Below are 13,290 nucleotides of genomic sequence, written 5' to 3'. Positions count from 1 at the left end.
CTGAATAAATCAACTAACTTACAGGTAAAGAAAATGAAAAACGCACTAGAACTGATTGTTGAGCGTAAGACAACAGGAATATATGATCCAGATGTTGTGATATCGGACTCAGACGTCAAAGAAATTGCCAACTATGCATTTCAAAGCCCATCAGCTTTCAACTTGCAAAATTGGCATATCCTTGCCGCGCACTCTCAATCCGCTAAAGAGAAATTATGTGAAGCAGCATATGGGCAGCCACAGACTAAAGATGCTGCAGTAACATATGTCGTTTGTGGCGATAGCGAAGGATATAAAAATTTAGAAAGAATTCTGCAAAGCGATGTCAATGAGAAAATCATACCTGATTCTATCAAAGACGCATGGGTTGGCATGGCTTCACAAAGCCACGAAAACAGTGAAATACTACGTAGAGACGAAGCGATCCGTTCTGCATCCCTCTTAGCAATGAGTTTGATTTATGCAGCGGAAGCTAAGGGATACAATACGGGTAGTGTAGGTGGCTTCGATCCTGAAATGGTTAAGCGCTCATTCAATCTAAGCGATTCACTAATCCCAACAATTTTAATTACCGTAGGCAAAGCTGCAGACGGTAACTGGCAAAAAAAGACCAGAAGACCCACTGAAGAAGTTCTTACAATTGCATAAAACTTTGGGGGATGATTTTTCATCCCCGTTTTGGAAAAGGGAAATTTATATGAACACTAGGCAAAAGCAACAAACGGAGTTTGAAGCAAGTGGGGACAACATCGAAGTAGGTTCTCCTGAAAACTGTCCTCTAGATCCTTCAGTCTTAGCAAGCATTACCGAAGCTTCAGATTATGTAACAAAATCAATAGATTCCGGCCTGACCGCTGAAGTTTATCAACTTACTGTTAATAGTGAAAAATATACTCTCAAGAAAAAGAGAGCTTCGGCACTTGTTTCTAACGTGGATGGTAAATTCTCATTTTTGAATGAAGTTCAACGTAGAGCTGATTTTTACAAATTAAAATCCAACCACGATGATCATGAACTCTTACCCAACATTGTAGATACGATTTACGCTAACTATCGATTAGGTATAATATTATCCCCGTGGATCGAAGGTGAGCAGCTAGAAACTTTAAACAAAGATATTTTCAAGCAAATACTAGAAACCACGTCACTATGTGAGCAATATGGGCTAATGGAATGGGACCTCTGCGAAGGTAACATTTTAATTAATGAAGACGGTAAAGTTTTTCTATTCGACTTTGGTTATATGTACCCTTTCAACCCTCTCGTAGATATAAATAGCAACGGTATGTCTGACTCTATTTTTAATAGCGTTGAACGATTCGAAACCCGATTTTTCTTTGGATGGCTCTTAGATAGAGATAATCTAAGTGAAGATGACAAAATAGCTTTGTTTGCCGACCTAAAATCTGTAGCAATAGGTGTCTTTAACAAAAAAATATCATGGTTGAAAGCAAATAATGCGTCATCTGAGGTTATTCAACACTTTCAAAATATTGTCAATAAATGGTCTGAAGCTTTGAAAAGCAGTAACGCATTGAAGAACCTATATAGAGCTGAATCGTTCAGGTCTCATGTGCTAGATATTGAAGACGACTTGCATGGAAAAAGTTGTACAAAAAAAACCTTAGCAAGAATTGATCATGTTTTAGACTCTATAGTCAATCACTACGAATTCTTGAATTCAAACAACTGTCTTTTTTACGGAAACACTGGTAAGTCTCGGCAGAACCTATTCGAAACATACCAGAAAAAGTATAAGCTTGCGCAACAACATTTGATCATTTAACCATATAAGCTTGGAAAACTAGATTTATGTGTAAAAATATTCAGCAGTTTAATCGTAGGTTTTGCAACTATTCTGGATGTCTGTGTAGACAGAGAATTTCTACAAAGACTACGATGAATAAATGAATCGGCTAAATAAGACATCTGTTATAGCGTAACAGTACTACTGATTACTAGCTTATATTTGCTAACTTTCTTCGATTTAATCTTAAGAAAAAAGAAAATAATAACGGCTTGTAGGTATCAACCCCACAAGCCGTTTTTTTGCATCACTAGGTATCGCTTCTTGCAGCCACTACAACCTAGTCAACTACAGATGTGTCATTGCTCGATGAATATGTGTTTAAAATCTTCAAACCACTTAGGCTTAAGATAGATTTTAAAGAGGGGTTAAATCATTATTGCTAGTTGATTTATTCAAATTAGCTGTGGCTTTGTTGCTTAATTCAGAGAGAAGACATGCCTGTCCCGTAGTGCTTAATTCTTAAACGATATACTGAGTTTCAGGCATACCTAACCCTGTAAGCTTATTCATCGCCTTGATCATAGCGTAAGTCTCGCCAACTTGAGCGTTGTAGTTTCTCAGGCTTAATTTCCCACCTAACAACTGCTTCACTCGATACATTGCTGTCTCTGATAGCGGGCGCTTGTGATAGCCGTACCGCTTTTTCCACATCTTGTTCGAGCCGTAAAGCTTCTGACTACCTACCGCTAAACTGCGAGGATGCCTCCGTCCCCAGAAGGCTGCCCCTTCTCGTGGCGGGATAAGCGGAACCACTCGTTTGATTCGTATAGCATCATAGCAACCCTTTGTGTCATAAGCACCATCACCGGATATCTCAATGATTTTACGACGTGTTTGTTTTAGTAAGTTAGGGAGCACTTCTGCATCGGTTACGTTAGACAAACTCAGCTCTGCTGCGACGATTTCGTGGGTGTGCGTATCTACTGCGATGTGCAGCTTACGCCATACTCTGCGCTTCCCATCAGTACCATGCCTCTTGACCTTCCATTCACCTTCGCCATAAAACTTAAGACCAGTAGCATTAATGGCTAGATGTTGTATTGCTCCTCTTTTTTTTGTTTTAAATGAAACCTCAACTTCCTTAGCTCGGCGGCTTATACAGGTGTAGTGTGGGCAAACAAGCGGGATGTTAGCTAGCTTAAATACTGAGTCTAGAAAACCTTGCAGCGCTCTCAATGGCATAGAGAAAACGCGCTTCACCATCAGTGCGGTAGTAATGGTTAAGTCGCTGAATCGGTGAGGCCTACCACGCTTGCCTTGTTTGTTTTGCTTCCAGTTAGTTGTTTTATAACGAGGTTTAGGCATGAGGCTACGATGATTGATGGGTGTAGCCGATCAGATCGTCGCTTCTTGATTTAGTTCCATCGATTTAAGCAACAAAGCCAGTCAATGTATTAAAAATATAAGTTAACTAAAACTAAAACTAAAACTAAAACTAAAACTAAAACTAAAACTAAAACTAAAACTAACAAATAAAGTAAAATCACAATTTACCAGAAATTAATAACAATGGCGTATATTCCTATTAAAATTAGTAAATAACCCTTATAACACTGAATATATACGGAGTATTTATGAAAACAGTACTAGTTACAGGTATAAATAGAGGAATTGGTTCAGAGATCACTAAGCTATTGTTAGAGAAAGGGTATAGAGTATTAGGTCTTATTAGAGGAAATTATACTGACAGTATAAATCATAAAAACTTAGCAATATATTCAATTGATTTAAGTAACAGTAATGAGCTTGAAAAATTAATTTTTAAAATTATTGTCCACTCTGGTCACACAGTAGACTTTGTAATAAATAACGCAGCTATTATGAAAGATAGCAAATTGCTTGATTTTAACTTTCATGACTTCAAACAGTCATTGGATGTCAACACCACTGCCCCTTACATAATCAGCAGTATGTTTGTAAAAGAAATGCTTAAGAATGGGAAAGGCCGAATTATCAACATCAGTTCAGAGTGGGGGGCGTTTGATAAAGGACTACAAGGTCCACCTTTATATTCCATTAGTAAAGCTGCTTTAAATGCTTTAACTGTTTCACTTTCCAAAGAGACATTCGGTGAAGTTGAAATATGTTCTGTCTGTCCAGGGTGGGTAAAGACTGAAATGGGTGGACCTGATGCTCCTGACTTACCAAGAGATGCAGCATTAGAAATACTTAATTTGTTAGAGACTAAGGATAGAATTAACGGGTGTTTTTTTCAGTATGGTCGTAAATTGAATTGGTAATCCATCAATACTTGATCGACTTATCATATTAGGCTTCAATGCGATTCTAACCCCTTTGCTAGCTTGGTTGCACCAAAGTCAGGGCGGGATCGCACTTTGTTAATAGATATAATCTAATAGGCGCAAACCAATAAAACGAAACCAATTTTGAGCCTTTTAGAACGCCTTACCGTTGTCGAAGATACTCGTTCAGACATAAACCAACAGCATGATTTAATTGATATTATTTCCCTAGTTATTAGTGCCATAACCGCTGATAGCGAGGGTTGGCAAGATATCGAAACATATGACGAACATAAACTTGAATGGCTGAGAAAATATCGACCATTCACTCATGGCATCCCTCGTCGGCACACTATCGCGAGAATGCTGCGTTCAGTTGTAGCCGAATCTTTAATCGAAGCCCTAGCATTATGGTGTAGTGGTCAACTAAAATTGGTCACGGTTTTAGAGTTTTCCCAATATAATCGTTCTGATTCATTGGGAGTTAGACCACCGTTATACTTATGTGGCCTGAGTTGGCAGTAATATCCGATAATGTAGCGGGTGATCTCTTGTTGAGCCTCAGCGAAGCTACGATAACCCACAGTTGGCACCCATTCCGTCTTCAGACTTCTAAAGAAGCGCTCCATCGGCGCATTATCCCAACAATTTCCTCGGCGAGATAAACTCTGCTTTATTTGAAAACGCCACAGTAATTGGCGGTATTTACGACTGGTATAGTGACTACCTTGATCGCTGTGGAACATGACACCTTTAGGCTTACCACGAGACTCATAAGCCATCGAAAGAGCTTTGCCTGTTAGCCTAGAATCAGGTGATAACGACATTGACCAACCAATCACTTTGCGGGCAAAAAGATCGATAACAACCGCTAAATACATCCACCGATTACCTGTCCAAATATACGTAACATCGCCAGCCCAGACTTCATTTGGCGCAGTAACCGCAAACTGACGACCTAAGTGATTTGGAATTTCAATATGCTCTTGTGAAGCCTTTCTGTAACGATGCTTTGGTTCTTGGCAACTCACTAAACCAAGAGCTTTCATAAGCTTTGTTGCTCGGTATCGGCTCAGCTTTACGCCCTGATTTGTGACTATATCTGCAATGGTTCTCGCTCCCGCAGAGCCATTGCTTGCGGCGTGAGCCTCGCTCACCAAGCTGCGAAGCTTTACTACTTCAGCATTGATTACCGTTGGGCGTTTATGCCAATAGTTATAACTACTTCGATGAACATTGAAGACTTCGCATAATATTTTTACGCTGTGGCTCTGCTTGAGTTTCTTGATTGTCAAGAATTGTTCAGTGAGTCCGACATCAAGAGAGCCGTGGCTTTTTTTAGTATTTTGTCTCGTCCTGAAATATGTTTACACATTGAGGACGAATTATGACTACTTCACATAATCTCTACGTTAAACGCACCCAGCGTGATTACACACTAGGCTTTAAATTACAGGTTGTTGATGCTGTTGAAAAAGGCGACATGACTTATAAACAAGCCCAAGCTATCTATGGCATTCAAGGTCGTTCAACGGTTTTAACCTGGCTAAGAAAGTTCGGAAAAATGGACTGGACGCAAAATCCAAGGAAGAACGCCATGCATAAAACAACGAAACCCAATGAATCCCCAGCTCAAAAAATTAAGCGACTTGAAAAAGAGTTGGAAGATGAACGAATAAAAAATCTCTTTTTAAATGAAGTCGTTGATATTCTTGACGCTGAGCACGGGACTAGTCTCAGAAAAAAGTATATCGCCAAGGAGCAAGAAGCCTTCAAAAACAGGTAGGACTGAGCCTAGCCCGAGTCTGTAAGTTGTGCGGTATATCGAGGCAAAGCGTTTATCAAAGAGAAAAGCGAGCCGCTCACCGTCAGGTAGAGCTCATCCCTATCAAACAGAGGGTTCTAGAACTTCGGCGTTATATGCCTCGAATAGGGACTAGAAAATTGTATTCCTTACTTAAACCCAAGCTTCAAGAACAAGGGATCAAACTAGGTAGAGATGCACTTTTCGATTACTTACGTGATGAACGCCTTCTCGTTCAACCTAAGCGCAGTTTTACGAAGACGACAAATAGTCGACATTGGATGAAAAAACATCCTAACTTGCTGAAGGACTACAAGCCTCGTCATCCCGAAGATGTGTTGGTGAGCGACATAACCTATGTCCAATCTGATGAAGGCGTGCATTATCTCTCGTTAGTGACTGATGCCTTTAGTCGTAAAATTATGGGTTATGAACTTAGCAATGAAATGAAAGCGACGGATGTTGTAAAGGCTTTAGATATGGCGATAAGAACACGTCGGTACGGTTGCTCGTGTATCCATCATTCAGATCGCGGGCTTCAATATTGCTCAGGAGTTTACCAAGATAGATTGAAAAAAGGCACAATCAAGCCATCAATGACGGATGGTTATGACTGCTATCAGAATGCGTTAGCAGAAAGAGTAAACGGCATCCTGAAACAAGAGTTTTTACTTCATGAGTGTAAGGATATCGTTGAGCTTAAGCAGTTGGTAAAGGAATCAATCAACATCTATAACAATATGAGACCGCACCTTAGCCTTGGGATGAGAACTCCGAATGAGGTGCATGAAAAAGCCAACTGCTAACGCAGTTGGCTTATCAGTAATTATTTACCTCAAGAACAAATAACTCTCTAACACCTTCAACTCCTTTGTTCTCTGCTTCTTCCATATACGTAGCAGCTTTTGAAAAATACCCTTTACGAACGAAATTTTTAATCATCTCATAGTAGTACTTAGATTCATCATCTTTGGATTCACTCCACTTAAAAGATGAAGGAATATTACTAATAACCTTCTGCTCTTTTACTCTCTCATAAGGATTACTAAAGTGTTCTAATTCTATTTCTAGGTATATCCTACCAATTTTTCTATATTGGATATTACTATTTGAAGCATCCAGTATATTTGCTTCAATATCACCAGCACGGATCGCCATATCATTGATCACTCTTAACGGTTTAGGAGAATCTAAATTCAGTTTTTCCACATCCGTAAAAAATACTAAGTAGCTAGGATTTTTGCCATTAGGATAAACTTGATGAAGTCTATATTCGCTATAATATCCTTCTGCTTTAAATAAACTCTTTGGTGTATAAAAATTATTACTAGTTCCAAGAAAATCTAAAAGCTTGAAGTTTTCATCTAGTACCAAGATAGAAGGCAAAAATACACCGTTGTCATCAATTGGTGAATAAACACTAACTCCAATATCACTTGAGCTTACAGGAAGTTTAATACCTTCTACATAAGAATAATTAGAGTCGAGTCTAATAATGTCATTGGAACTAGATACATTAAGTTCTATATCACCGACCTCAGGCAGCTGTTTATATCGAATTTCATTTAGAGCCACATAATGATGCTCTTTTAGTGCTAGCCTGTCAGGGATTTCCTTATACAGCTTATTTTCAACCAATGTTGAATTCGAACAAGCTACACTCAGAACTGCAAGTAATATAATAGTTAACAACTTCATATCGTTTTCCTCAGAATTTATTACTCAAAACCATACAAGAAAGCGCTTTCTTTTAACGTGACGCGAGTCTTTAATTATTAATTTTAAATGAACTAATACTTAACCAAATTCACTAAGGGTACATACTACTAATGCTCCATACATACTCATACCCCAAAAAGGACACACAAAATTCACAGCTAAATTTGACGAAAATTGTTCGCACCTATTCCACTTGTTTCTCAAAACATAAGGTTTGTAACTCTGCGCCTTTTTTAACGAACTGACATTCTAACCAATAAACACCAGATGGCAGATAGATAGCTCGCCCTTGAACCATGGTAGTCTTGCCGTTGTTACCGTTGATGGGCAGTGACATAGCAAATTCACCATTGATGCTCAAACTGCAAGAAGATTGCGCCAGAGCTTCTCGATCATAGGCCATCTGAGCAAAACAAAGGTAAGTACCGCTGTTTTCTACCTGCAACAAACATTGGATGGATTCTTGGCTGTTGAGTTCAATGGTTTGATCCGCAAAGCAGATTGGTGCCGTTTCAGGCACTGCGTGGCGCGCCTGAGCCGAAAGTGGCGCAAAAGCTTTCACCGCATGATACGCCTGCAACGGTCTTTGCATAACTGGTGCATTCAAAATAAAACGGCAGATGTTCATCGCACTGCGCTGCAATTCGCCCAACGTTAACTCACCTTGCGCGAGCGCCTGCAAGGAGTCATCTTCCATCGGGTTACGCTCGGCTGCTTCGTTTTCCACTACCATGTAGAGATCATTTTGCGCTCGTAGCATGTAGCCAGTGAAGCGCTTACTCTCTTCACCTCCGTCAACGGGGTGATTCATTTTGGCCCACCAGTCGGTCATCACAATGCCAGTGTAACCCCATTCACCACGCAAGATGGTGGTATTCAGATCATAGTTGGAAGCCGCCCAATGACCGTTGATCGGATTGTAAGCGGTCATGATGGTAGACGCCTGACCATACTTCACCGTCATTTCAAACGGTTTGATGTGGATTTCACGCAGCGCGCGCTGTGACATCACGCTATCTACATCCATTCGTGCGGTTTCTTGATCGTTCGCTGCGAAGTGTTTGATGGTGCCAGAAACGCCCGCTTGTTTTAAACCTGTGGTTTGCGCAGCCGCGATCCAACCCGTTAATAACGGATCTTCGGAGAAATATTCGAAATTACGGCCATTGAGTGGATGGCGATGAATATTGATGCCTGGGCCAAGTAACGTATCGATTTGGTAAGCTTGCAATTCTTGGCCAACCAGATAATACAGTAGCTGATTGAGCGCCGAGTTCCACGTGCAGGCAAGCAGCGTTCCAATCGGTACTTGCGTCGCTTGATGACCGCTGTCCATGCGAATCCCCGACGGACCATCGGCCGCCGCGGCCGCCGGAATGCCCAGTCCAAATAGCGAATCACACACCCCGCCAAATGCAGCCGCAGTGCCCGGTGTCACTTTCGGGCTGCACATGCCTTCTCCACGAACAAGAGTCGCCAATTGCGCTGGCGTCAGTTGGGCAATGAAGGCTTCTAAATCAGCGTGTCCTTTTGCAACATCGACCAACTTAATCCCTTGATCGCCCGTAAAAGCATAGGTTGGCGGCAAGTTGGCTTCAATTCGTTGCGCCAGCTCCACCGTACGCAGTGGCACAGGCTGATACCTAGTTTTATAGACGCCATTGGCTTGGCGCTCGGCTGGCACTAGGCGTTCAAACTCACGCGTTGGGGCACAGGCTTCTGAAAGGGTTTCTAGCACCCGCAGTTGGTCGAGTTGCCACACGGCATCAACCAGCTCGGCTTGGCGTACGCTCCCCCCAAGGTAGAAACGGTATTCACCCGCTTCCAACACATAACTGTTTTTGTACCCTGTCACACCGCTGTCGTCAAAGGAAGCCAAGGCCCATAAAGGCACGGTAATTTTCACTCTTTCACGGCCATTCGGTGCAATTTCACCGCTTTTATCAAAACCACACAGCACACGTGCGGGTTTACCGAGTTTTCCTTGCGGCGCTTCCACATAGACCTGCACTACTTCTTTGCTGCTAAATTGTTGGCCTACATTACGAACCTCAATATCAAACGTCAGCGCGTTGGCATTGCTGAGATCGCCGCCAGCATCGGCTACGTCAACAGAGCACTGAACCAAACGGCGTTCAAATTGGGTGTAAGATAACCCAGCACCAAACTCAAACTGCACCTCCTCTGGGGCAAAGGTTTCAAAGTATCGATAGCCGACGTATATATCTTCAGCATAGGGGTTGAAGTCTTTGCGGCCAAAATGGGCAGATGAAGGGTAATCTTGCAAACGATAGGCAATGGTGTCGGTCAAACGACCACTGGGAGAAACAGCGCCAGAGAGCACATCGGCCAGCGCGTGGCCCCCTTCCATCCCCGCCGCCCAGCTGTAGAGAACTGCTTTGATCGATTGATGGTTTTCAAGGTCAGTTAACCACGACATATCGATAATATTGGTCACGTTCATCACCACGATCACCGCCGTAAAGTGACGGCACACTTTGGTTAGCATGTCCGATTCCAGCTCGGTTAAGCGGTAGCTGCCTGCTTCATCGGCGTAATCTTTATCTTCACCGGCAGTGCGACCAATAAACACGATCGCTTTGTCAGACTGCAACGCAGCCTGTGCCACCACCTCATCGGTCAATGGCATTTCATGTTGAAACCACGGCTCAGCCGCCCAACCACCGCCGCCGTCATCAAATGGATGATGCGACAGCCAAGCTTGATAGGTCGCGATCAGCGCCTGATTCAGCGTAAACGATGCATTGGATTGCAGCCCTTGCAGTGCATTAACGGCATACGGCACATTGACCGCCCCGCCAGACCCTGTGCCACTGCGGTAGGTATCCACTTGACAGCGGCCAAACAGAGAAACCACCTCTGATGGCTGAATAGGAAGGGCTTGGTCGTCATTTTTTAGCAAGACGATGCCTTCTGTCGCCGCTTTACGGCTCACCGACACCAGTTCTTGCTGCGCTTTGTCTATCGCTGGATTTCTCATCGCTCTATCGCTTTATTTTGCTTTTGGCATTCTCATTGAATGAGCTTCAGTGTAAGCTTGCCAAGTGCGTATTTCTACCAACATACCGACCAATAAAAGGAAAATAACGACATGAACGTCATTTATCAACTGCAGGAGCATCTGCGATATCCGCATGTAAAATTTGCTTGCGTTGATGGCCACCATCACAGTGATTTTGGCCTGCACAAACACGACTTTTCTGAGCTGTTTTTGGTCGTCAGTGGCAAAGGCAATCATGTCGTGGCATCGCACGTTTATCCCCTCAGAACGGGGGATGTGTTTGTGATTAACGGTGACATTGAGCACGCCTTTCAAGATGTTGAGCAGTTGGAAATCATTAACTTGATGTTTGAAGCAGGCACGCCCTTTTTCGAAACGCCCTCATTGAGGATGTTGTCGGGCTATCAGGCGATGTTTAAGGTCGAACCGATTGCCCGCCAAACCGGTGAATATCGGGCTAAACTCACGCTTGATAGCAGGCAACTGCCGCAAATAGTGCGGTTGATTGACGCGATTCGGATTGAATACCAACAAGGGGAAAACGGCTTTGAAACCATGCTCACCAGTTTGATGCAGCAATTGGTCATTATCCTTGCACGCATGTACCAGCAACAAACGCACGATCTGCCGAAAACCACACTGGCACTTAGCCGAGCGTTAATTTTTATTGAACAGCACTTTACCGATGCCTGCCTTCACAGCGGAGAAATTGCCCAAGCGGCGTTTGTCAGCCAGCGACAACTCGAGCGGCTGTTTAAGCAGTTTCTCAACACCTCACCCAATCTTTACTTGCGTGAAATGCAGCTCAACTATGGACGTGATCTATTAAGTAATGACCCTAGTGTTTCGATTCAGCAAATAGCGGAACGGTGCGGATTCAATGACAGCAACTATTTTTCAAAGTGCTTTAAGCAGAAATTTGGCCAAAGCCCACGCCAATACATGACTCAAAAAAAAAGCCGCTGTTGTCAGCGGCATAATGAATGGCAGTGGTGTGCATTCATGCAACAAAAACAAGTTCTCCCGTGTAGCCCGACTTGCCAGTTGCAAAATCAGGAGTGGCGATCCCCCTAAAGAACCACTCCCTACAGGTGGATTACCACCACATGTCTGCTTGGATACCCACAAGGACGTCTGCTTTGTCACGCATTGATCCATCTAGGTAAGTCGCTAGAAAACGAATTTCAGGTGCTGGGCCAAAACCAGTTGGGACTATAATGGTTGGCGCAACCGTCAGTTTGTAGTTGGTTGCATCGTCACCCACACCGTTTGAATCTTCCCATTTGTTGTACTGGAAGCCCGCTTCTGTCGCGATAACGAAGTTTTGTGTTACTGGGAAAGATGGACGGATCATCGCCGATGCCCAGCTGTCTTTGCCACCGTTATCGAGATCGTTGTATTGACCTTGGATAGAGTGGAAGATGCTCACGCCATTTTCAAAGAAGTACCCCCCCCATACCAACGCACGCGCAGAGACATCACCGCTTTCGACTTTTTTCATTTTTGCAGGGCCTTCCAACGAACCATTGCCAGGTTTCCATGCGTTGTAAGTAGTCAGCGTGCCGCCAAGTAGCTGACCTGAGCCAAGGCCTTTACCTGCCTGAGCGATGTACTTGGTAAAGCCTTTGTCAGATAGACCAAACACTTTGTCTGAATGAACAATCGCGGTCATCTCAACACCGTTGCTAGCGTATTCTGTACCATCGACGAAGTTGTCTGGCAGATATTTACCCATGGCGTGCAGTTCAACACCATCAAAATCAACGCCTACGTGCACCGAGTGCATTGGGTTGTTCGAGTTGGTTGCCCAGAATGAATCTTCTGCGTTATCACTGGCGATATACGCAAAATCCCATTTGTTTCCGCCAAGTTCAATACCTTCAATACCCACACCAGTGCCGGACATATCGGTATAGAAGAAGTCTGTCATAAAGATATAGTTGTCTTTACCGTAAAAACGTTTCCCTCCCCAAATAGTACCCGTATCGCTAACACCATCAAACTCAACAAAGGTTTCCACCATACCAATACTACCGTTTGCTGCATCTGCGCTCGTACTGAGCTGGTTTTTACCTTCAGACTGTGCGTTGTCTGCTCCGGCACGCGTCTTGATACGGATTTTTTGACCGTCATCATTCTCAAAGTTTTTTTGCAGCGCAAGCTCAAAATGGTTGTCCGATTCAATACCCAAGCGACCTAGGCGCTCTTTAGATGCTGGGAATTTTGAACGTTTGAAATCGTCGTTTTTGCTGTAGAGAGCCCCCGCACGGAAGTAACCGTGGAACTCAAAACCATCAGATTTTTCAGCATGAACAACTGGCGTTGCGGATAAACCCGCAGTCGCAACTAGACAAGCGAGGGTAAGCTTAGAAAGTTTCATATTAACTCCATGTTCCATCATTAGCCCTTAAGAGAAAGCGCTTTCTTTGTTATTTATAAAAAACTGAACATCAATGGCGAACGCAAACCAATAATTCACGTTCAACTATGCAATGAAGCTAATAAAATATCAGCTTCAACCGCCTTGTTCAGTGCAAGAGAAGTATAAAAGGATCTTCTAAGATAAAACCGTGATCACCCTCATTAAAGAAAGCGCTTTCTCGGATACTCATCACAATTTGATATTTCACTGATCAATGAATGGAAGAAACACTTTCAAGCCGTTTTTTACCTTAAAAACGAAAAAGCCCGT

General features: G+C 43.0%; 9 protein-coding genes and 2 pseudogenes. 6 read left to right on the top strand and 5 right to left on the bottom strand.

Annotated features, from left to right (window positions below; all coding sequences use genetic code 11):
• The first annotated feature begins 33 nt into the window (after positions 1-33).
• Together AAGA51_RS06595 and AAGA51_RS06590 are read left to right on the top strand one after the other, a co-directional pair.
• On the top strand, positions 34-648 hold the full coding sequence (locus tag AAGA51_RS06595) for a nitroreductase family protein (protein WP_042488611.1): 615 nt from the start codon (positions 34-36) through the stop codon (positions 646-648).
• Positions 649-697: 49 nt separating this feature from the next.
• Complete coding sequence (locus AAGA51_RS06590; RefSeq protein ID WP_042488613.1) at positions 698-1,786, top strand: phosphotransferase; 1,089 nt, start codon at positions 698-700, stop codon at positions 1,784-1,786.
• Positions 1,787-2,269: 483 nt separating this feature from the next.
• On the opposite strand, the gene AAGA51_RS06585 is transcribed toward AAGA51_RS06590, so the two are convergent.
• Positions 2,270-3,115: an IS5 family transposase gene (locus AAGA51_RS06585; protein WP_156102072.1), complete on the bottom strand. Its 846-nt coding sequence runs from the start codon at positions 3,113-3,115 to the stop codon at positions 2,270-2,272.
• Positions 3,116-3,384: 269 nt separating this feature from the next.
• Between AAGA51_RS06585 and AAGA51_RS06580 the strand changes: the two genes are divergently transcribed.
• Both AAGA51_RS06580 and AAGA51_RS06575 read left to right on the top strand, forming a co-directional pair.
• Positions 3,385-4,050 (top strand): SDR family oxidoreductase, encoded by a 666-nt coding sequence (locus tag AAGA51_RS06580; RefSeq protein WP_042488619.1) that lies wholly within the window; start codon positions 3,385-3,387, stop codon positions 4,048-4,050.
• Between the two features lie 147 nt (positions 4,051-4,197).
• A pseudogene (locus tag AAGA51_RS06575) lies at positions 4,198-4,479 on the top strand (transposase family protein); the annotation flags it as partial.
• On the opposite strand, the pseudogene AAGA51_RS06570 reads toward AAGA51_RS06575, so the two are convergent.
• Positions 4,476-5,393: pseudogene (locus AAGA51_RS06570) on the bottom strand (IS3 family transposase); the annotation flags it as partial. The pseudogenes AAGA51_RS06575 and AAGA51_RS06570 overlap by 4 nt on opposite strands.
• A gap of 47 nt (positions 5,394-5,440) precedes the next feature.
• Here AAGA51_RS06570 and AAGA51_RS06565 point away from each other — a divergent pair.
• Positions 5,441-6,663 (top strand): IS3 family transposase gene (locus AAGA51_RS06565; RefSeq protein ID WP_156102073.1). Its coding sequence is split into 2 segments (ribosomal slippage): positions 5,441-5,812 and positions 5,815-6,663, totalling 1,221 coding nucleotides; the frame shifts between segments, so codons are not numbered across the junction.
• 13 nt (positions 6,664-6,676) lie between these two features.
• Here AAGA51_RS06565 and AAGA51_RS06560 read toward each other — a convergent pair.
• Together AAGA51_RS06560 and AAGA51_RS06555 are read right to left on the bottom strand one after the other, a co-directional pair.
• Positions 6,677-7,555, bottom strand: a complete 879-nt coding sequence (locus tag AAGA51_RS06560; RefSeq protein WP_042488633.1) for a MalM family protein — start codon at positions 7,553-7,555, stop codon at positions 6,677-6,679.
• Positions 7,556-7,760: 205 nt separating this feature from the next.
• Positions 7,761-10,577 (bottom strand): glycoside hydrolase family 3 protein, encoded by a 2,817-nt coding sequence (locus tag AAGA51_RS06555; RefSeq protein WP_042488637.1) that lies wholly within the window; start codon positions 10,575-10,577, stop codon positions 7,761-7,763.
• Positions 10,578-10,688: 111 nt separating this feature from the next.
• Here AAGA51_RS06555 and AAGA51_RS06550 point away from each other — a divergent pair, with 111 nt between their 5' ends.
• Positions 10,689-11,672, top strand: a complete 984-nt coding sequence (locus tag AAGA51_RS06550) for a helix-turn-helix domain-containing protein (RefSeq protein WP_255209406.1) — start codon at positions 10,689-10,691, stop codon at positions 11,670-11,672.
• Between the two features lie 22 nt (positions 11,673-11,694).
• On the opposite strand, the gene AAGA51_RS06545 is transcribed toward AAGA51_RS06550, so the two are convergent.
• Positions 11,695-12,978, bottom strand: coding sequence for a carbohydrate porin (locus AAGA51_RS06545; protein ID WP_042488640.1), 1,284 nt, complete (start codon positions 12,976-12,978; stop codon positions 11,695-11,697).
• Positions 12,979-13,290 lie beyond the last annotated feature (312 nt).

It is taken from the genome of Vibrio diazotrophicus (genome assembly GCF_038452265.1).
Classification (GTDB): domain Bacteria; phylum Pseudomonadota; class Gammaproteobacteria; order Enterobacterales; family Vibrionaceae; genus Vibrio; species Vibrio diazotrophicus.
The sequence above is the reverse complement of the archived record's forward strand: the minus strand, read 5'-3'. Positions and strand labels throughout refer to the sequence as shown.

Bases quoted from the DNA above. Each gene is read 5' to 3' on its own strand.
- AAGA51_RS06555 (WP_042488637.1), bottom strand. From the start codon at position 10,577: ATGAGAAATCCAGCGATAGACAAAGCGCAGCAAGAACTGGTGTCGGTG.
- AAGA51_RS06580 (WP_042488619.1), top strand. From the start codon at position 3,385: ATGAAAACAGTACTAGTTACAGGTATAAATAGAGGAATTGGTTCAGAG.
- AAGA51_RS06560 (WP_042488633.1), bottom strand. From the start codon at position 7,555: ATGAAGTTGTTAACTATTATATTACTTGCAGTTCTGAGTGTAGCTTGT.
- AAGA51_RS06595 (WP_042488611.1), top strand. From the start codon at position 34: ATGAAAAACGCACTAGAACTGATTGTTGAGCGTAAGACAACAGGAATA.
- AAGA51_RS06550 (WP_255209406.1), top strand. From the start codon at position 10,689: ATGAACGTCATTTATCAACTGCAGGAGCATCTGCGATATCCGCATGTA.
- AAGA51_RS06590 (WP_042488613.1), top strand. From the start codon at position 698: ATGAACACTAGGCAAAAGCAACAAACGGAGTTTGAAGCAAGTGGGGAC.
- AAGA51_RS06545 (WP_042488640.1), bottom strand. From the start codon at position 12,978: ATGAAACTTTCTAAGCTTACCCTCGCTTGTCTAGTTGCGACTGCGGGT.
- AAGA51_RS06585 (WP_156102072.1), bottom strand. From the start codon at position 3,115: ATGCCTAAACCTCGTTATAAAACAACTAACTGGAAGCAAAACAAACAA.